Raw genomic sequence first — 20,331 nt, 5'->3', positions numbered from 1 at the left:
GCGTAGAGAGTGGAACGAGATACGACCGATAATAGCAAAAAGACTAGCCAGATGGGGGGCTAGCCTATGATTCTGAGCAGGCATTGCCTGTTCTTGATTTCAATCCCTCAGTTCCAGTCCCTCAGACGAGTATACGCCTCTTCAGACCTTTACTGCCAACGTCTAGGGTAGCATAGTAGAGACAAGTTGTCAAACAGCAAGGCCAGCGCAAGGCCATCCAATTCTCTTTCAAACCTTGCCTCGGCTCGCGGCGCGATGAAGAAGAGACACATAAACTGGATGAATTCCCTTTGCCTGTCGATGATACATAGAGAAGATTGCTGACGGCGCTGCTAAAGCACGCGCCTCCATATAATAGTACGACATTCTCGTAGTATCATATGGAGACGCGTGCTTTAGCAGCGTCAGACCTTCTAATAATTTCGGCTGATGACCAGGGCGCTAATGTCGTCTTGTTTGGCGCGAAGCACTCCCTGGTGCTCCTGGAGGGAGAACTCAAGCGCGCGCTGCACCAGTTTCTTCGCGGCGGTTGTACGCGCAGACGAGCGCATGATAGCAGCAATCTCGATATCGGTCAGGTTATCATGAACGCCATCGGTACAGAGCAAGGCGCGATCACCTGGCTCAAACGCCAGTTCAGCCAGGTGGACGACAGGTTCAACCTGGTCGCCCAGCGCTTGCGTGATACCGTTACGGCGCTCAAAGTAGGCGCGCTCTAACTGGCTCAGTTGCGAAGCGTCACTCGCCTGGTCAATACGCCAGGCATCTTCAAGCGTCAGCATCTCACGTGCTACTAACAGCGAGAAGAAGCCATCATCATCGGTCAACCGATGAAAATCGCCGTTGGCCTTGAGCAGGTAGATGCGACTATCGCCCACGTGCGCGCAAAGCAAACGACACTCAGAGCTATTCGGTTGGTAGTCAAGGGCGGCCAGGGCAATCGTGGTGCAGGGGCGCAGGGGCGTGCCATCTTCTTTTGTGCGGCGCGTGCTCTCCGCGCAGAGCCGATGATGAGCTTGCAAGATAACATACTCTAAAAGCAACAGCAGATCGATGTTTGAAGCGTCGCTCTCTTCATCGTTGGTCGAGACCTGGCGTGCGGACAGTACTTTTTTCCAGTGAGAGCGAACTGTTTGTGAGGCCACAAGTGAACCAATATACCCATCTTCGCCACCCACCCCATCAAAGACGGCGCCTAAGCTCGTCCGGGGCAGGGACAGGATACGATCCTCATTTTGATCTGGGCGTGTCGCCTTCGCGAGCGAATACCGGGCAAAGGTCAGGGGTGGGGGAGTCTTGCGCGAACGCGGCGCGAGAGTTGGAGTTACAGAGACAGGAGAATGAACTCGACGAGAAAGGGATGCAGGTTTTTGCGCGTTTTTTAACATAACTTTTAGATTCCTTATTACCTAATAGGAAACTTGAGCGCGGAGCGCTGTTAGTTTCCGCATAAAAAGATAGAGTAATAGACCAGGCCACAAATAAACATTTACTAGCAATTATAACCAGAGCGACCAGCAAAGAGCAAGAAGGGAAGGGTGAGGTGTATCAGGTGGCGAACTGGCTCCGCCAGTTCGCCACCTGATACACCTCACCCTACATACCTACTCGACTGATATCCTGGATTCGTGTATAATGGCACCAATGCCAGCAACGTGCATCGAAGAACGCCATTATCATTGCTATTCTTCTATCAGATCTTCTACACAACGCTGTTGAGCAGAAGAGCATCTTTACACCATTTTGACCGAATGAAAGGCAGAGTACAATCATGGCTAAGAAGTCAGCAACAGCGCGCAGAAGTGCTCAGCGCTCCAAAGCGACCCGCACCAAAGGCATTGAACTGATCCAGCCCGCCGTTGAGGAGCGCGAAGAGGAGAGCCCTCTCCTCGAGGTAGAAGAAGAAGAGATCGTCACTTCCGAACCTGAAATCGAGAACGTCGCTTCCAGCGTTGTCGAGGAAAAGGCAAGTACCCCGGTAGCGGTCGCTCCCGAGCAGGGAAGTGCACGCGCACGTCTGGCAGCACGTCGCCAGGCCAAAAATAGAAGCCAGCGCGCGGCCCCCCAGTTGATTACGGTTGAGCATTTTGCGTATGTGAAACGCGACCTGATTACCATTGGCATCCTTGCCACCCTGCTCTTCGTAGTAATTATTGTGCTTTACTTTGCCTATGGCAGTGTGCTCTAGTCTGCTCTAAAAATAACCAGCCAAGCAATAAAAAAAAGAAAGACACTGACCGTCCTATCCTTAGAGACATGAAATACGGTCAGTGTCTTTCGCCAAAGAGAAAAAGGTTATGAAAGGGCTGCTAGTGCACCAGCGGGCTTGTGCCCAGGCCTGAGGGGACACCGTGACGATAGGCGGCGGGAATAGTCACGCCCAGCACGCGCTGCATCGCCATAGTGTGACAGCAATCACCCCAATCATGGAAGAAGCGGCACGTGCAATCCCACGTCCCATTATCAAAAGTGGTGGTATGAACGTCATTTTCGCCGTGGAAATTGGCTTCAAAACGGGTAAACTGAATGCGCTCCGGCTCCTCTGCGTAACGTTTGGCTTTGGCGATTTTATTGATCATGCTCGAGTTCATGGTCTGCACTCTCCTTGAATTCTAAAAACCACTACCGTACCACATACCGTTTATCACTTAGGCCTGCTTACGTCTCCTACACTCTTGTATTCAACGAAGTACAGTGCCGAACGCTCAAAAAAGAGATGCGGCCTCCTTTCTTTGCAGGACAAATACCGCTCAGGATCGAAGCAGAAGCGGTCCTCCGAGCCAGGGCTCAAAATGCCAAAGGAGCAATGTAGGGATGTACCCGTCCACGTAAGAGCGACTATCCAGTTTTCAAGGTATAAAAAAAACACCAGGGCGAAATGTCCCTAGTGCGTGTTGCTATGCATCGGTGTTCGTCTCGTCAGACGCCAGCAGCGTATATTTCAGCTGATAGTGTGGCGAAGTTGTTGAGACTGAACCCATAAGCATGTAGCCTCCCACTCGTACTCTCGAGTGTAAACGCCTGAGAAGCAGAACATTGCTTCTCGGCATGGATGCCTGATCAATAGTGTCTCGTGATGAAATGATTATACCATAGAGAAAGTTGAAAGTCTACCCTTCTACATTTTCCCATGCACTCATACATCTTCCCCGACCTCACATATCCTCACACCGAAAATAACCGCATCCATAGCGTTTACGTATCAGTAAGATCACTGTTAGCGAATCCGATGCGCAACTTTCGGTCGTGGCTCCTCACGCCTGCGGCGCTTGCCTGGGTAAGGAGTGGTGGTGCGTGCTGGCAGCCTGCACCACCACTCCTTACCCGGAATAAGTGTATATGGCGCTAGCTTAGCCAAAATTAGGTGCGCATAAGTTAGTTATTTCACATTCAATGTATGGCTCCTCTCATAGCGCCTCTCATCAAGGTTGCGTACACTTCTTGCTAGTACAACTTGCCTTTATCGCTACTACTTGGAGGTAGATGTGGCCACACGTAACCGAGCGTTCCTTTCCGCGCTCCTACTCCTGATAACTGTCTTACTAAGCGCCTTATTGAGCGCCTGTACCGCTGATAATAGTGGAGGCAACACCAGCGCTACCAATGCCAGTCCGGGCGGTGCGCCACGCAAGGCCCCCACGCGCAAGCCCGGTCCTCTAGCCAATCAACCGCTAGAGGCGCAAGCCGCGCTTCTTGGTTCGCCCTTGTCGCCAGGGAACCAGCTGACGCTGACCTTTAACCTGGCCTTTGACGATGATGCGCTGAATGCCTTCGTCACTCAACTCTATACGCCTGGCTCGGCAAGCTTCCACCAGTTTCTGACGCCCGAGCAATTAGTCCAGCGCTTCGCGATGCCGGATGCCCAGACCAAACAGATCCAGACCTGGCTAACGCAACAGGGCTACACCCAGATCCGCACCGATCCCTTGCATAGCTCTATCAAGGCTCAGGCCACGGTCCAGACTATTCAGACCTCTCTGGGAACCCAGCTCTACGCCTTCTCTCTTCTGGATCAACAATTCTATATGCAGAACAAAGATCCGCACCTTCCCAGTTCCATTGAACCCTATATCCAGACCATTGCAGGCCTGAATAATCTCGCGCTTCCCGACATCAAACCGCCACGTCAGAACACGCATATACAACAACTGGGCCAGGAGAGCAATTGCACCAAATATGGCGCGAAGCAAACTCTCACCCAGCAAAAACTCGCGTCAGCCTACCAGGTTGATCAACTATACAAGAAAGGTCTGCAAGGCCAGGGGGCCACGATTGGCATCGCCGAGTTTGGCGATCCATATGACATCAATGATGTGCAGAATTATATCGCCTGCACAGGGCAGAGCATGCCTTCAATCCAGAATATCGATGTGGGCACACCTCTTCCTCCTGGCACGGGCGAGGGCGAGGCCACAATGGATGTCGAGCTGATCGCCGGGCTAGCACCCAAAGCCAGTATTCTGGTCTATCAGACGCAGTTACAAGACGCCAATAACCCTATCTCGCAGGTCACCTCATTTGCACAGGGCATGCTCGATGTCTTTAATCGCGTGGCCAGTGATCATAAAGTCCAGGTGCTGAGCGTCAGCTATGGGCTGGGCGAGGAGATGTTTAGCACCAGTGATCAGATCGCGATCAATAACAGTCTGCGCAATCTCGCCGCCGAGGGCATCTCGGTCTTTATAAGTAGCGGCGATTGTGGCGCGTACAGCCTGCGTGCACGTTTTCCCCAGATCGCAGAGGTCTCCTTTCCCAGCAGCGCTCCCTACGCCATCTCTGTTGGTGGCACCTACTTACAGGTTGGTAATGATCTCCAGCGCTCCAGCGAAACCGTCTGGGGTGGCGATGATGGCACGTCCGTCTGCCAGAACTCCTGGGGGTCAGGCGGCGGCGTGAGTCAGAACTCCGCGTTTACACGCCCGAGCTGGCAGGCTGGGGATGGCGTGACCACGTCCTATGATGGCACAACTCAGGGCGTCTTTGTACGCACCCTGCCACCTCAGACGCTTCAGGCCCCCAACGGCTTACGCCAGGTTCCCGATATCGCCGCGGCGGCATATCCCAATATCTGCATCTATTATGATAGCATCTGGGTGCGCAGCGGTGGCACCAGCGCGGCAGCTCCCATCGCCGCCGCTGGCACAGCCCTGGTCGATCAAGGGCTCCGCCAGAGTGGAAAGCGCCCACTTGGTGGCATCCCCGAGTTCTATCGCCTGGCTAACAAGGCAGGCAGCAACCAGCCCTATACCGACATTACTCAGGGCGATAACCTGTTCTATCCCGCCACCAAAGGCTGGGACTACACCACCGGCTGGGGTTCCCCCAATTTCGCGGCCATCCTGAGCATGGAGAGCTAATCAACGCTACTTGCGTACGCGTCTACTTCCGGAAGTAGACGCGTACGCAAGTAGCGTCGTCCCATACCCACCTTCACCTATCTGCCTCTCACACAATTTATTGCGCGATCAAGCAACTGGCCTCATCCAGGAGGGCCTCGTAGAGATGCTGCACCTGTTCCGCCACGCTGTCCCAGCTAAAGCGTAACACTGAGTTGCGCGTGGCCTGTGCTATACACTCACGCAACGCAGGTTCACGCAGTAACGCATCCAGGCGCTCGGCGAAGAAACCAGGGGCGCGCGGCACCAGGAAGCCGGTCTCATCATGGCGCACCACGGTCATCAATCCACCCGCACGCGTCGCGACCACAGGCGTACCACAGGCCAGCGACTCCACGGCGGCGAAGCCAAAGCTTTCGTGATAGGAGGGAACAACGGTGACATCGGCGGCACTATAGAACAAGGGCATCCGCCCCTGGGGCTGCGCCTCCAGGAAGTGGGTGCGCTCGGCAATCCCCAGTTGGGCCGCCAGTTCGCGTAGCTTACGCACATCCTCATCCTGCTCTGAACGACCACCCACAATCACGATCTGCGCCTCTTCCTGCATCATGGCGGCGGCGCGTAACAGCACATCGGGTCCCTTAAACGGGTCCAGCCGCCCGGCGAAGAGCAGCAGGGGCTGCTGATTTGAAAAGCCCAGTTGAGCGCGTGCCTGGCGCTGATCATATGGCTGAAAGAGCTCGATATCTACGCCACAGGGAATCACACGCACACTGCGCGAGGCCGCGCCGCAGAAGCGCAGAATCTGGGAGCGTTCGTCACCAGTCGCGGCGATAATTCGATCCACCTGCTGGATTAATTGCTGCTCCATCTCCAGGCGTAGAGGAGGTTCTGGCTCATCAGGGTGCGCCATCTGTTTGAGGCGCGCCAACGTATGGAACATGGTCACATGGGGGACCTGCCAGAGTTCAGACAGCGCGAGTCCGGCAACGCCAGAGAGCCAGTAGTGGCTATGCACCAGATCGTACTCACCCTGCTCTTCGGCTCGAAACTCATCTATGTTGCGCACAAAGGTAGGGAGGTACTGGTACAGCTCATTCTTATGTGTGGGAGCTTGAGGACCTGCGGGAATATGAATCACACGCACCTGGCTATCAAGGTGCACAACCTGGGGGGTAGATGGATCAGTTTTACGGGTAAAGATGTCAACCTGGATACCGCGCAGCGAGAGCGCATGGGCGAGAGCACGAATATAAACATTCATACCACCAGCATCCTTGGTACGTCCTGGAGCATCGAGCGGAGACGTGTGGACACTGAGCATGGCAACAGAATATGACATGTTAGAGAGGCTCCTCTTTCTTCAATTGGTGCTAGTGTTGATTGCAGATGCGTGGCCAGCGTCCTTCACCAGCCAGGGCCACATAGGAGTGCGACATCAGGCACACCTTCCTTTCTTAATTTTTGACTACTTATTAATATGAACAATTGCAGGGCTGCTTCTATTTCACGTATGACAACGCTGCTGAAGCACGCGTCGTGCCTCCCTAGGGCTGCTGCTCGCGAAACTGGGCGACAGCCTCAAACATCTCCTCCTGATCGAGGCCCGATCCCTGAGAGATCTCTTCGAGGAACTCGGTCCGTCGCGTCACTTCAGTAGCAAACTGCTGGCTCGAAATTCCTATCCAGTTCGCCAGGCCATCCAGGATCGCCTGGTCTGCATACAGGAATGTATCATCCACCTGATTCCAGAGGGAGAGCGGTAGTGGCTCGGCCACCTCCGGCTTGTCAGGATTGACATTCGGCTGAATAAAATGCGTGCTAAACCAGCGGCGACGCGGGGGATAGAGCCGCCCCACCAGGCCAATATTCACCACCAGGCCCAGGCGACGCGTATCCTCCGGGCCAACCCGCAAGGTACGCTGATACATACGCATAACATCATCAATAGTGTCGGCATGCACGCTGGTCGCGATATGGTACCCCTTCGCAGGCAGGGTCAGGTAGCGACGCGCCACGCGCCCCCACATATAAATAGGCAGATGATCGCTCACCTCGTTGCAAAGCGCATATGTGGTCTTAGGATCAATATCTGGAAGATTAGTAAAGGCAAAATTTTCATACATGCCCGCCATATACGCCAGGGAAGTCCCCTCAGGCAAGAACTGGAGCAGGGCATTAAGCGTCGTTGTCTTCCCAACACCTGGCTGGGGATCGGTCGGGCCAGCAACCGTCAAGGAAGAACCATTTTCGAGCAAAAGCCAGATCAGGGCGGAGGTCTTCGCGTCAACGCTCCCCAGCGCAATAATCTGCGCCATCGAAAGCGGGCGACGAGACTCATAATGCCAGTAATAGCGTTCATAGGGATCACGCGGATCAAACATGCTATGCTTCCCTTCCAGGTGTACGTTTTCAATAGCACCAGGCGACAAACGACACACAATATTACGTTCTCTTCACAAGCGATCAGGTCTTTTGTTCGCCAACCTCTTGCGCATGATTAGACGGCGTAGGCTCCTGCGGAGCTGGCGCAGGCGGAGCGGGGGGCTTCAACCAGCCTGGCTGAGGGTTCCAACCCATCGCCACAACATGAGGAGGTTGATCTTTATCAAGCTCAATTAAGCTAACAGAGGCATTATCAATATGCAGTGAGCCAGCGCGCCGTGTCTCCAGTCCCATATAATAAGCAAGTAAGAGCTTGATCACATCGGCATGGGCCACAAAAACGGGATGAGTGCCAAGATTGTCCTGGGCCAGCCAGCGCTCGATGGCAGCCACCACGCGTTGCTGCACATGGGGAAAGGTTTCGACGCCCTCAGGCGCGGTGGTGGGATCCTTTACATACGCCTGCCAGGCCGAGTCCTCTTTTGAAAGCTCGCTAATAACGCGCCCCGCCCAGGGACCCACATCAGTATCCACCAGGTCCGACTCAATCTGAACAGGAATATCACGTCCCTGGGCAAGATAGGCCGCTGTATCTCTAGCCCTCTCCAGGGGACTACTAATAATCGCACTAATGGGCATCACGGAGAGCGCCTCCGCCAGGCGGGCCGCCTGCTTACGGCCAGTTTCATTGAGCGTCACACCTGGCAACAGGCCCGGCAGGCGGTGCTCTGTATTCCAGGTCGTTTGCCCATGACGAACTATGAGCAGTGTTCGTTTCATAGAATCCTGCGTACTTTCTTCCTTCATATCATGCATACGTCGCCACAGTCGCCAGCGCCAGCGGAGAAAGCGGATCTGCACCCTGAGCATAAGCCACAATACCTGAAGCACAGCACATCTCCCCTGCCTATCAATACAATCTTGCCTGTCGCCATAACGACGCACCTACCACTCAACAGCACATATTTGTACTGTATTGTATCAGTACAAAGAGAAACGACGCAAATTATATGGGTAAAGGGCCTGGTGGTAAGCTGGCTTCGCCAGCCTGCCACCAGGCCCTTTACCCATATACGTATATACTCTATGCGTAGCGGCGGCGCTCCGGCAGGGCCAGTTGCACACCATTCAACGCCAGCACCGGGCCTGAACCATTGGACGCCTTGGTGAAGAGCGATTTGTCCAACGTAGGAATCGGCTCCTGCGTACACACATCGGCAGGTTGATTATTGGTAGCGCGACAAATGGCGGTCGTGAGATAGTTCGCGGCCCCAATTATACCCTTGCTGACATCCGAATTGGGGTCCTTCAAGTCATTAGCGACATCCTGGTAGGAGAGGTTCAACAACTGCTGTGGAGGATAAAATGATCCCGAAGAGATCGCGACCTTGTCGACAAGCAGGAAGGGAATCGAGCCCTTCTCGTTAGCCCCCACATAGGGCGGGGCATCGTAGGTATCCACCAGTTTGCGCTGCTCCGTTGTCGGCGTGTCGAGCGCCTTGCCAGTGTTATCCTCGGTCTCGACCGGGACAAAATCAATATACTGGCTGGTATACTTCGCACCGTGGAATGAGAATGTGACGATGTTCTGCTCGGCAGAGGCTATCGTATCCAGCTTGCTGAAAGTACCAAAGCGGCTCAGCGAGGCAATGATAGCCCAGCGTTGCGCCGCGCAGTAGGGACACCAGTCGGCACCGATATAGAGCACCTGCGGCCTACCATTTGGCCCCTTAGGGATATCAGCATTGGAAGGAAGAGGCTTGAAGAGGGTCTTTGCGTTTCCCGCGCCCACCTTCTTAAAGGTCTGGGGACTGATAGTGGTAAGAGCCTTCTGAATATCCACGTTCCCCTTGGTCGCGCTGCCGGTCTGTTGATTCGCGGCCCAGACAAAAATACCCACGACGATGGCGACCATCAAAACGATGCCGCCAACCAGCAGCCAGGCTTCACTGATTTTTTTCCCTCTACCTCGCCCACGGTAACGTCCATTCTGATTTGTATTGAGACGCTGATCGCGCTGCCTGCGTGCCTGCTCGCGACGCTGAGACGCCGAATCGCGTTGTTTCGGATTTGCCATGCGTTTTCTCTGACCCCTCTAAATACATTCGTAAATCAATTCGCGTCGTATTGTAACACACCTGCTCCGACCTGCGTATAGCTGTCTGCTTATATTTCCAGCTTTTCCACCTACCCCCTAACCCTGAGCGCCGCAGGCGCAAGGGAAGACAAATATGGCTGATATCAAATCCTTTTAAATAATGATTATTTGGGGACACCCCAAGCCCCGCCAGGGGAGACCCCTGGACCCCCTTTGGTCACTATTCAAGCGGATTTGATATGACATGCACAAGGACCATGCTACACTATCCGTGACTAGTATACTTCGCCTCGAAAGACACAAGCGCCAAACTACTTTTGGCCAAATCAGCTAATGACTACCGCGAAACGCTTGACAAATCACGAGTACTAGGGTACAATCCTAGACGTCGGCATGAGAAATCATCGGCGACACAAAGCCCGCCTCGTTCGTCTAGCGGCCTAGGATGCCACCCTTTCAAGGTGGAGATCACGGGTTCGAATCCCGTACGAGGTACTATTTTGTAGAGAAGCCTGGCATCGCTTGTTTATTTCGGCGTGTCAGGCTTCTCCTTTTTTGTTTTGGCAGGAGAAAAAAAAGCCATGCTTAGCGTTGAAGAAGCCCTTTCCCGCATCCTGGCGGAGATTCGCCCGCTCGAAAGCGTCTCGCTTCCCCTTGACCAGGCCCTCGGTTCTGTCCTGGCTCAAGATATCGTCGCGCACGAAGATATGCCTCCTTTTGATAACTCCGCCATGGATGGCTTCGCGCTCCTCAGCCAGGATAGCAAGCCGCAGGGGGGACAGCCACCACGCCTGCGCGTCATCGGTGGTGTGGCCGCTGGCTATGTTGCGCAAACACGCGTCGAGGCTGGTACAGCGATGCGCATCATGACTGGCGCTCCCGTCCCGGCTGGTGCCGACACCGTTATTCAGGTAGAATTGACTAACTCTGATGGCCCCCAGAGCGAGTGGGTCGAGATTCTGCAAGAGGTTCCACCCGGCAATAATATTCGTCCCGCGGGCGAGGACATGCGCAGCGGGCAAACGATTTTAACGCGTGGGCAGGAGATTGGTGCCTGGGAGATTGGCATTCTGGCCACGCTGGGCTACGCTCAGGTGCAAGTGGTGCGTAGACCACGTGTGGCGATCCTGGGTACAGGCGACGAGGTCGTGGATATCGATGCCGAACTGCAACCGGGCCAGATTCGCAATAGCAATAGTTACCTGCTGGAGGCCGCCGTTCGCCAGGCGGGTGGTATTCCCCAACGTCTGGGCGTGGCCCGCGATACTGCCGAGAGCCTGCGCGAGAAGTTCAGCCAGGCCGTTCATGCCGACCTGATCCTCACCTCTGGCGGCGTCTCCGTTGGCGATTTCGACCTCGTCAAAGACATCATGCATGAGCAGGGAGCCATCAACTTCTGGCGCATTAATATGAAGCCCGGCAAACCCGTTGCCTTTGGCAAAATTTCTGGCGTCCCCCTGCTGGGCCTGCCTGGCAACCCGGTCTCCAGCGCCGTCACCTTTGAGCTCTTTGGGCGCCCGGTCGTACGTAAATTGCAGGGGCATACGCGTTTACAACGCCAGCAGATAGAGGTCATCGTCGAACAGGATATCCAGGAGCGTGCCATGCGCCGCCACTATGTGCGCGCACACATCACACAACACGCGGGCAAATTTATCGCCCGCCCAACGGGGAACCAGGGTTCCAATATCATGACCTCGCTTCTGCAAGCCAACGCCCTCCTGGTCATTCCCGAGGGCGGAGCCACGGTCAAGGCAGGCGAGCATATCCAGGCTATTATGCTCGACTGGCCCGAAGATTAGGGAGGTAAGCACACAATCACGCCATATTGCTCCCCAGACCGTAAATTACTCCTTGGGCAGGCGATAGCGCAACTGGTCGCGCGAGAGGCGCAACAAGGCCGCCGCGCGCACCTGGTTGCCCTGGTAGCGCTCCAGGGCCTCTCGTACAAATATCTGCTCGATGCCCGCCAGGTAAGCACGTAGATCGAGGCCTTCGATGGGGAGATGCATCTGGGCCTGGAGTTCTCGTAGGCGTTGCTCGTCGCTCTTCTCCACGTAACGTACACTCTCGGGTAAATCCTCGGGGCGAATCTCACCATCCTCGCAGAGGATCTGCCCGCGCTGGATAACGCTGCGCAGCTCGCGGACATTGCCCGGCCAGTGATAGCGCATCAAGAGGGCCATGGAGTCGGGATGGATGCGTAAAGGGATTTCGGAGCCATTATTGTAGCTCTGTATAAAGTAGTCAACCAGTGGCTCGATATCCTCCAGGCGCTCGCGGAGTGGGGGGAGATAAATGGTAATCACCTTCAAGCGATAGAAGAGATCATCGCGGAACGCCCTGCTCGCAACGGCGGCTTCCAAATCAACATTGGTGGCCGAGATCACACGCAGGTCGACATGCATCTCCTTGGTACTGCCCACACGCCTGAAGCTACGCGTCTCCAGAAAGCGCAGCAGTTTTGCCTGGAGCACCAGGGGCATAGACCCGACTTCATCGAGGAAGAGCGTGCCACCATCTGCGCGAAGCAGATAGCCCTCGCGCGAGGCTTTAGCATCGGTATAGGCGCCCGCCTCAACGCCAAAAAGCTCCGTCTCCAACAGGGTCTCGGGAATGGCAGCACAGTTAATATCGACAAAGGGGTAGGTCGAACGGCTGCTTAAGGCGTGAATGGCGTGTGCTACGACATCTTTACCCGTGCCACTCTCGCCCTGCAAAAGCACAGTCGTGGTTGGATATTGCGCCACCTGCCGGATCATGGTCATCACCTCGCTCATAGCTGGACTCTGCCCAACCATCAAGCGCGACAGGTGTTCCTCGGCGTCAGGAGACTCAGACGCCTTGCGGTTCATCGAAATAACACGTCCCTTCACAACACATACCCTTCTCAACCCAACAAACAACACACTATCCACAAAACCGATATTCAAACCCACCAGTAGCCGCGTACGCCAGTAGCGGCGGCCCGCTACTGGCGTACGCGGCTACTGCACTACCTATCTAATAAATCCCGCTTGCCAGCGTACCAGTTGTATTCAATGGCTGCGAGGGCTGTCCATTCGAGGCAACCCAACCCTGACCCGGGACAAAGGTCGCGCCATTGCCACCATTCCCCCACTGTGACTCGGTCTCAAAGGGCAATCCCGAAGAGAAGGGTGAGCCTCCTTGCATGGGATCAGGCATCGAAGGCATTGCAGGCGACCAGGGAGAGGCGGTCGTCGCGGCATAGCCTGGAGCCATATAGCCTCCCTGCATGGGGTCAGCCGGAGCGGGCGGCGCCTCGCGTGTGGGGGCAAACATTTCTTCCGCATTATTGAGCACCGAGATCGGAGCCACGTGAATCAGCCCCATCGCCATCAACTCGCCCGCCACCTGACACAGCATGTCGGGCGTCATGGCTAGATCCTGGCATGCCGTCTGTAAGGCCGTCTTCCCATCCACGCGGGTAAGCAAGCGCCACTGCTCGGGCGTCATTTGAAACTGGGGATTCTGCGCGCGAAACGATGAAAGATCGGCGGGAATGAGCACCATATCCGGGCGCATAAACGAGGTATCCATGCGTGGCGGAGGAACAGGATTCATCACTGGCTCCGGGCGCAGAGGAGCCACAGCCGAACTATTCTGCAACATACCACTGAGCGATGCGCCACCCATGAGGTTCATCTCAGCGCTCTGAGCAACCGGAGCAAGGGCCTCCGTCGAAGGCAGCGATGTGGGAACCGCGCTCACATCAAAGAGTGAGGCCGCGTTAATCTTGGCCGGCACTTCTTTGACTTCAGCCGGCTTCTTCACAGGCGCCGGGCTAAGCTGTACAGGTGGAGCAGCGGGGGGAACCCGAGGAGGGGTCGCCTGCTGAGGTGTAGGAATGCCAGGAGGGGTCGCCGTACGAGGTAGCGCAGTATTCCAGGGCTGTGCTCTATCCGCCTCCTCCGTTGAAAGCACGGGAGTCGTTTGCACCCGTGGAAGTCCGGGAGGTGTGGCCTGCGGCGCGGGCGTCTGCTGCACTGGCAGCACAGGCGTAGGTGGAACAGGCGCAGGCGGCATCGAGGCCAGGAGTTGCGATACGGAGACAGCGATAAGCAAGCGCTCAGCCCCTGGCAGTACACCCTCATTAAAATGGACCTCGCCCTCCGGCCAGAGCATCAGCACATTAAGCACATCCAGCGCGTTGCGATTTGCCCAGGAGCGCAGGGCCTCCTGGCCCAGGGCATGGCGGTCCATCAGTGTCAGAGCTATGCGCGTCTCACTTGGCTCAGCCGAACCAATGGCTTGCAGCGCCTCGCGCAGCATCTGGGATGTAATGACACCATCCTGCAGCAAACGCTCGCCCAGGGTCACATTTGTACGAACCGGACCGATACACATCAAGCGTCCGTCGCGAAAATAGAGTTCAATCAGGTGTGGCCCTTGTTTGACTGTAAGCAATCCAGTTTTCGCATACGCTTCTATGCGCTGGAGAACACTAGACAGATTGAATTGACTTAACGTACCTATAAGTGACACCGTAAATTCACCGTCCGTCCAGAAAATTTACTCAAGCGCCGCGCCAAGCCGTCTCTATGACCATCCTCCCTAATGTATACATCTTCCTACCTGGCTTCACATACCGGCGTCGCGCCAGAGACTAATACACCTTTTTAAGTACCTAATTGCCCATCTCTACAGAATACGCAACAGGATAAAAAAAAGAGACCTTCCAGCCATTCTTCCTCCGCAAAATAGTACAAGAGTAAAGAAGAAAATCGCATTGCAGGTCCCTAAAAAGAAAAAGCGGAAGGAGAGGGATTCGAACCCCCGGGGCTCATCACCCAGCTGTTTTCAAGACAGCCGCAATAGACCACTCTGCCATCCTTCCGAGACATACTATACCACAACATTCTCCAAATGAAAAGAGGGCAAGCCCGAGTAGTACCATTGGACGAGGCCTACTGGTGGCGCTAGATTGCGCCCGCGCTCGGGTCCATCTAGCGCTTCACCGGCCCCATCAAGGCGATTCCCATGTATGGACGCAGTACTTTAGGGATAACCACGGAGCCATCGGCCTGCTGGTTCAGCTCAAGGATCGCCGCCATGGTGCGCCCCACCGCCAGTCCCGAGCCGTTGAGCGTATGCACATACTCGGCCCGCGTGCCATTCTGGGGCCGATACTTGATGTTGGCGCGTATCGCCTGAAAACTCTCGCAATTGCTGATTGAAGAGACCTCGATATAATCTTGCAGGCTGGGGAGCCAGACCTCCAGGTCAAAGGAGCGCGACGCGGAGAAGGGCAGGTTAGGAGCACAAAGCTCGACCACGCGGTATGGGAGTTCTAATAAACGCAGCACCTGTTCCGCGTGCAGCAACATCTGCTCATGCGCGCTGTAGGATTGCTCAGGCGTAGTGAACTGAAATAGCTCGACCTTGTTAAACTGATGCAGGCGCAACAGTCCCCGCTGGTAACGGGAGGCCGAGCCCGCCTCGCGGCGAAAAGCCGTTGTCCAGGCAGCGTAGCGCAGAGGCAGTTCCTCACGCATCAGAATGCTATCGGTATGCATCCCCACCAGGGCCACTTCAGCCGTTGGATTGAGGTAGAGTTCATCCATCGTACAGGCATACGCCTGCTCCTCAAACTTAGGCAGTTGACCGGCGCCCAGCATCACCGAACGTTTGGCGAGGAAGGGGGGGATAATCTCTGTATACTCAGCTTCGCGCGTATGTAGATCCAGCATAAATGAGAGCAGAGCACGCTCCAGCCGCGCGCCATAGCCACGCAAGGTCATAAAACGGCTGCCCGCCACCTGCGCGGCACTGGTGGGATCGAGAATTCCCAGGCGCTCGCCCAGCTCCCAATGTGCAAGCGGCTGAAATTGAAAAGCGGCGCTCTCCCCCCAGCGCCGCAGCTCGACATCGGTATCATCGCGCACGTCCCGTTGAGGGAGGTTAGGCAGGGTCTGTATCAGCAGGCGCAACCGGGTATCGGCGTCGCTCATCTGCAATTCAAGCTGCCGTATCTCCTGCATAATCGCCTTGATCTGCTTATTGAGACCAGCACGCTTCTCTCCTGATGTATTGCGCACCTCCTCACGCACGCCCTTCAAGGCCGCATAGAGACCATCCGTGCGCGTGATCAGCCCCCGACGCTGCTCAGCCAGGCGTAGAATTTCATCAATATTGTAGGACTCGCGCCGCCTCTCCAAGGCCTCGCGAACCACCTGTGGATGTTGACAAATAAAATCCAAACTCATCATAACAACTACAGTATAGCATAAAAAGGGGCACAAAGAGCCATAACGTAATGCATCGTCTCGGGACTTCTCGTCACCACATCCTCTATCCTTCGCGCCCAAAGCAGACTTTTCTCTCATCAGTCAGGAAACCATTGCACAATAGAGGGAATTTGCGATACACTTACAAAGGTCAAGCAAAGAGACAACGCATGATATGTTGAGATGCATGTGGATGAGTTTATACAGCAGGGACCAGGGCGGCACGTGGAGAGAGGAAATCTTGTCAGCAGACCAGGCAACCAGGGAAGCAGAAAACGACATGATCACTATCATGAAACTAACTCCTCAAGGACAGGTAGCTATTCGCTATGAAGGCGAGGTCGTAGCACACTTCCCCAATGGAGCCAAAATTGAGGCATACTGGACGCTCCCAGCGCGTGACCTGGGTTATGCACACTTCGAGCCAGGTGATCGCTTTCTGGAGTACTACTACATCGATCACTGGTTCAACATCTTCGCCATCTTTCACGCAGATGGCAGACCCAAAGGCTGGTACTGCAATATAGCCGAACCGGCCATCATCAGTAACACCTCTATCCAGCAAGTCGATTTATTTTTAGACGTATGGATTAGCACAACAGGAGCAACGCTCATTCTGGATGAAGATGAATTCAACCAGGCTAGCGACCTGAGCGAGGACCAGCGCCAGGGTGCCAGGGAAGGTCTTAAAATGTTGCTGCATCTACTACACACGCGCCAGGAGCCTTTTACCATCCTGGGCAATCCAGGTGACTAACCAGCGTAGCAACAATATCGATCCTTGATGATCCAGATAATGGGGCTGCCACACGGCTATAGTGCGAAGTACGTCAATTGTACGGTTGTTCGTTTGTAGGGAACTTACTTGAGTCTCCCCTTTCTTACAAATGATAGGATCATTATGTTAAAACTTGACATTCCTGAGCGCGAGACCATTGAACTCCAGCACGCAGTCATTGATATCAATGGAACGCTGGCAGTTGATGGCATTGCCATCGCAGGCGTCGCGGAACGCCTTGAAGAGCTTTCGGAGCATCTGACCATCCACCTTGTTACCGCGGGAACCCACGATCACCTACAAGAGCTGGAGCGCGATCTGGGCTTTCCTATCCATGTCACGCATCGCAGCGAGGAGAAACTACGCTATGTCCGCGATCTTGGCCCCTCCAAGGTTATCGCCATCGGCAATGGTGCAAACGACACGACTATGCTTCGCCTGGCTGGACTCGGCATCGCGGTCATGACTACCGAGGGCGTTTCCATCCGCGCGCTGCAGGCCGCTGACGTCGTGGTGGGCAACCCCCTTGACGCCATCGATCTCCTACTCAAGCCTAAACGCCTGATCGCAACTCTACGCGGCTAAAACGTACAGCTTATTTCATACTTTAACCAACCTTAAGTGCAAAGTTCTTTCGGGGTAAAATGGTGTAGTGGGTACTGGCGGCCTCGGGCCGCCAGTACCCACTACACCATTTTACCCCGTCGAGCGCCGCAGGCGCGAGAGGTCAAGCCAAAAACGTGCGCATAACATTAACATAATATAACTAAAATCAGCTTTTTCAGTTTGACAGGATACTATGACCGATGAAAACTCGCTTCAGCGCCTCACCAGAAGCCAGCGGCACTTCAACAATGCCAGGGACCTCACCAGAGCTAGTCCGGCGTGGTCTCCTCTTTGTCTGTATCGCAGTCATCTTCTTTGGCTCCAACCCGGTCTTCGTCCGCTGGGCCGCGCCCTTTTCCTCGCTTGAGATCGCCTTCTGGCGCCTGGCTATCGCGACGCTGCTGGTCGCGCTCATGGGTCTCATCACGCACCAGCCCCTACGCATCACTCGAGGCGAGATTCGTAACTTCGCCTTTTACGGCCTGGTGACGGCGCTCCACTTTGTTTTCTATATTTCATCGCTCAGCTTCACCACCATCGCCCATTCCCTGGCCCTCACTTATACCTCGCCTATTTTTGTGACCCTCTTCTCAGTCATCTTTTTAAAGGAGCCGCTACCCAAGCGAAAATATGTGGGCATTGGCGTCGCCGTTCTGGGCGTGGGCATCCTGGCTGGCTTTGAGCCAAACTATACGACGTGTAACCTCAATGGAGGCAGATGCATGATCCTGGGTGATGGACTCGCCATTCTCTCGGCACTCTGCTTTGGCGTCTACTCCATCGCCGGGCGCAGCGTTCGTGACGCGCACCCCCTGTTCCGCTACACCACAAACGTGTACGGCTTCGCGGCCCTCTGGCTCCTACCTATCGGGGCTTACCTGGCCTTCCATCACAGTTACAGCCCGCTCGCCATCGCCTCAGTCGTCGCGCTAGGTGTCTTCCCTCTGGGTCTGGGCCATACCCTCTACAACGCCGCCATTCGCTACGTCCACGCCACCTACGCCAACCTCATTGCCACCCAGGAGGTCACTATCGGCATCATTCTCGGCATCATCTTCTTCCACGAAATCCCCTCCTGGTCCGCCGTCATCGGCATCATCATTACCCTCCTCGGCATCATCAGCGTCATATTTTAAGAAAAGAGAAGCGTATGGTGAGTTGTGTGGGCGTTTGTCCACACAACTCACCATACGCTTCTCTTTTCTTAAGTACACAAGAAGAGGAGTAAAAAAAGGGCAGTTTAAAGTTGGGTCATGACACTCTTACTGATAGCACGCAGGGACGCGAAGACGCCCTTGCCGGAGGAAGCCACAGCCTCAAAGGAGGGAACCCGCCGCCGATTCAAATAGCGGTCGAGCACCGGCACTGGCAGTGCATTGGGGAGGTCACGCTTATTCCACTGCATGATAAAGGGGAAGTTCCCTAAATCCTTGCCCAGGCGGCGCATATTCATCTCAAGCTCAGCTATGCTCTGCACATTCTCCTCAAACTTCTCCGCCTGAGAATCGACGACAAAGACGATGCCGTCCGCGCCATTTAAGACAGCCAGGCGGGTGCGCTCATAGAGGATCTGGCCTGGAACTGTGTAGAGATAGAAGCGAGTGCGAAAGTTTTGGATTTGACCTAGTTCCAGAGGAAGAAAGTCAAAGAAAAGTGTACGTTCGGTGTCGGTCTTAATCGAGAGTAGATCCCCACGCACCTGGGGATTAATACTCTTGTGAACGTACTGCAAATTGGTTGTCTTCCCGCAGTAGCCGATGCCATAGTAAACAATCTTACAATGGATCTCGCGGGTCGCAATATTTATAAACGCCATGTAAGCCAGGCCCCTTAATCGCGGAAGAGCAGATCAATGGTATCTTCAACAGACGAGCGGAACTGCAAATTGATGACTGACGACTTGGTGCGTGAAGTATCGCTACGCACGCGTTCGAGAATACGCCCTAATTCGTCAGCAGCTTTTTTGGAGAGCACTTTTACCAGGCCAATATGCGTTAGTTTATCAAAAATAATTACCAGGAGCCACTGCTCCTCAACCATAGACGTGAAGATATTTTCCTGGACCCCTTGCTGGAAAATGCTGCGAAAATCCTTCTCATTGAGCAGCCTTGCCACCTCACGCGAAGACGAGAAGACGCCCGCCAGCAAGGCACCAAGGGTCGTAGCCTTACTGCGCGACTCAGAACCCTGAACCGCTACCACCTGCCCACTCTTATCGATCAGCATCGTAGAAGTTGCATTGGTATCGTTCATCAATTTTGTCAGCAAAGCCGTAATCGCCACGAGTTCGCGATCAGAAATGACCAGGTTTGTCAGTTGTTCCATGAACGCGCCGCCCTCCATATACACGCCAAACAGATGTTATTGACCATATCTTCTACCTAAATTACGCAATATCAAGAGCCTCAAGCACTTCATTGCGACTCGTTCGGACTAGATGACGTACGCGCCCAAGATTTGAGGCATTATCAAAAAGGGTCACCATCAGGGCGAAATCGCCCAGGGGATCAATGCTGACCAGGCCTTGTTCATATTCCATCACAACCCCAACTACCCCACCACGCGAAATTTCCTGCCCCAGGGCTTCGGCGGTGCTCAAAGCCGTCGTCATGATGGCTCCGACAGCTTCCATATTATCCTTGCCATCACGTGTCATGCCTTCGATCAAGAGGCCGTCTCGTCCTACAAGGATCGCGAGACGCACTCCAGGAATAGCCAGAAAACGGCTTAGTGTCTGTTTTAAATCAACCATTTCTCTCCTCCGCGGCCGGCAGGTTTTTGAGCGTGTGTGGTGTCAGGGTATGACCCTAGTTATTCTATTCTATAGAGGAACGGGACGCAATTGGCTGGGACATCTTGGCTAATCTATAATTAGGCATT

General features: G+C 54.7%; 18 protein-coding genes and 2 tRNA genes. 7 read left to right on the top strand and 13 right to left on the bottom strand.

The features are described 5' to 3' along the window. Positions 1–413 precede the first annotated feature (413 nt). On the bottom strand, positions 414–1,388 hold the full coding sequence (locus KTE_RS18845; protein ID WP_201383505.1) for a PP2C family serine/threonine-protein phosphatase: 975 nt from the start codon (positions 1,386–1,388) through the stop codon (positions 414–416). Positions 1,389–1,771: 383 nt separating this feature from the next. On the opposite strand from KTE_RS18845, the gene KTE_RS18840 reads away from it, so the two are divergent. Next, on the top strand, positions 1,772–2,188 hold the full coding sequence (locus KTE_RS18840) for a hypothetical protein (protein ID WP_201383503.1): 417 nt from the start codon (positions 1,772–1,774) through the stop codon (positions 2,186–2,188). Between the two features lie 121 nt (positions 2,189–2,309). On the opposite strand, the gene KTE_RS18835 is transcribed toward KTE_RS18840, so the two are convergent. Further along, complete coding sequence (locus KTE_RS18835) at positions 2,310–2,591, bottom strand: hypothetical protein (RefSeq protein ID WP_007910963.1); 282 nt, start codon at positions 2,589–2,591, stop codon at positions 2,310–2,312. A gap of 894 nt (positions 2,592–3,485) precedes the next feature. On the opposite strand from KTE_RS18835, the gene KTE_RS18830 reads away from it, so the two are divergent. Then, on the top strand, positions 3,486–5,357 hold the full coding sequence (locus KTE_RS18830) for a protease pro-enzyme activation domain-containing protein (RefSeq protein ID WP_201383501.1): 1,872 nt from the start codon (positions 3,486–3,488) through the stop codon (positions 5,355–5,357). A 97-nt stretch (positions 5,358–5,454) separates the two neighbouring features. Here the strand turns inward: KTE_RS18830 and KTE_RS18825 are convergent, their stop codons facing one another. From KTE_RS18825 to KTE_RS18810, 4 genes are all read right to left on the bottom strand, one after another. After that, entirely contained in the window at positions 5,455–6,678 is a 1,224-nt protein-coding gene (locus tag KTE_RS18825) for a glycosyltransferase (RefSeq protein WP_201383499.1), read from the bottom strand. 205 nt (positions 6,679–6,883) lie between these two features. Continuing rightward, on the bottom strand, positions 6,884–7,720 hold the full coding sequence (locus KTE_RS18820) for a hypothetical protein (RefSeq protein WP_201383497.1): 837 nt from the start codon (positions 7,718–7,720) through the stop codon (positions 6,884–6,886). Positions 7,721–7,802: 82 nt separating this feature from the next. Beyond that, entirely contained in the window at positions 7,803–8,612 is an 810-nt protein-coding gene (locus KTE_RS18815) for a histidine phosphatase family protein (protein WP_201383495.1), read from the bottom strand. A gap of 193 nt (positions 8,613–8,805) precedes the next feature. Beyond that, complete coding sequence (locus tag KTE_RS18810) at positions 8,806–9,798, bottom strand: DUF929 family protein (RefSeq protein WP_201383493.1); 993 nt, start codon at positions 9,796–9,798, stop codon at positions 8,806–8,808. A gap of 442 nt (positions 9,799–10,240) precedes the next feature. On the opposite strand from KTE_RS18810, the gene KTE_RS18805 reads away from it, so the two are divergent. Both KTE_RS18805 and glp read left to right on the top strand, forming a co-directional pair. Beyond that, positions 10,241–10,314: transfer RNA gene (locus tag KTE_RS18805), tRNA-Glu, on the top strand. An 86-nt stretch (positions 10,315–10,400) separates the two neighbouring features. After that, the gene (gene glp / locus KTE_RS18800; RefSeq protein WP_201383491.1) at positions 10,401–11,621 is read left to right on the top strand and encodes a gephyrin-like molybdotransferase Glp; all 1,221 of its coding nucleotides are present in this window, start codon (positions 10,401–10,403) and stop codon (positions 11,619–11,621) included. A gap of 45 nt (positions 11,622–11,666) precedes the next feature. On the opposite strand, the gene KTE_RS18795 is transcribed toward glp, so the two are convergent. From KTE_RS18795 to serS, 4 genes are all read right to left on the bottom strand, one after another. Further along, positions 11,667–12,695 carry a sigma-54-dependent Fis family transcriptional regulator gene (locus KTE_RS18795; protein ID WP_201383489.1) on the bottom strand — a complete coding sequence of 343 codons (1,029 nt, stop codon included), beginning with the start codon at positions 12,693–12,695 and terminating at the stop codon, positions 11,667–11,669. Positions 12,696–12,822: 127 nt separating this feature from the next. Beyond that, entirely contained in the window at positions 12,823–14,325 is a 1,503-nt protein-coding gene (locus KTE_RS18790) for a DUF4388 domain-containing protein (RefSeq protein ID WP_201383487.1), read from the bottom strand. Positions 14,326–14,593: 268 nt separating this feature from the next. Further along, positions 14,594–14,677, bottom strand: a tRNA-Ser gene (locus KTE_RS18785). 109 nt (positions 14,678–14,786) lie between these two features. Next, entirely contained in the window at positions 14,787–16,049 is a 1,263-nt protein-coding gene (gene serS / locus KTE_RS18780) for a serine--tRNA ligase (protein ID WP_201383485.1), read from the bottom strand. A 259-nt stretch (positions 16,050–16,308) separates the two neighbouring features. Here serS and KTE_RS18775 point away from each other — a divergent pair, with 259 nt between their 5' ends. From KTE_RS18775 to KTE_RS18765, 3 genes are all read left to right on the top strand, one after another. Beyond that, on the top strand, positions 16,309–16,824 hold the full coding sequence (locus tag KTE_RS18775; protein ID WP_201383483.1) for a DUF402 domain-containing protein: 516 nt from the start codon (positions 16,309–16,311) through the stop codon (positions 16,822–16,824). 144 nt (positions 16,825–16,968) lie between these two features. Then, positions 16,969–17,430 (top strand): HAD family hydrolase, encoded by a 462-nt coding sequence (locus KTE_RS18770; protein ID WP_201369249.1) that lies wholly within the window; start codon positions 16,969–16,971, stop codon positions 17,428–17,430. Between the two features lie 221 nt (positions 17,431–17,651). Beyond that, positions 17,652–18,587, top strand: a complete 936-nt coding sequence (locus KTE_RS18765) for a DMT family transporter (protein ID WP_201383481.1) — start codon at positions 17,652–17,654, stop codon at positions 18,585–18,587. A gap of 104 nt (positions 18,588–18,691) precedes the next feature. Here the strand turns inward: KTE_RS18765 and KTE_RS18760 are convergent, their stop codons facing one another. The 3 genes from KTE_RS18760 to KTE_RS18750 all read right to left on the bottom strand — a co-directional run bounded on the left by KTE_RS18760 (position 18,692) and on the right by KTE_RS18750 (position 20,203). Continuing rightward, complete coding sequence (locus KTE_RS18760) at positions 18,692–19,267, bottom strand: ATP/GTP-binding protein (protein ID WP_201369251.1); 576 nt, start codon at positions 19,265–19,267, stop codon at positions 18,692–18,694. A gap of 14 nt (positions 19,268–19,281) precedes the next feature. Beyond that, entirely contained in the window at positions 19,282–19,776 is a 495-nt protein-coding gene (locus KTE_RS18755) for a roadblock/LC7 domain-containing protein (RefSeq protein ID WP_007910984.1), read from the bottom strand. Between the two features lie 61 nt (positions 19,777–19,837). Next, positions 19,838–20,203: a roadblock/LC7 domain-containing protein gene (locus tag KTE_RS18750; protein WP_201369253.1), complete on the bottom strand. Its 366-nt coding sequence runs from the start codon at positions 20,201–20,203 to the stop codon at positions 19,838–19,840. Positions 20,204–20,331 lie beyond the last annotated feature (128 nt).

Origin of the sequence: Ktedonobacter sp. SOSP1-85, from assembly GCF_016587415.1 — a bacterium.
GTDB lineage: Bacteria > Chloroflexota > Ktedonobacteria > Ktedonobacterales > Ktedonobacteraceae > Ktedonobacter.
This window is presented reverse-complemented; position numbering and strand designations above follow the sequence as displayed.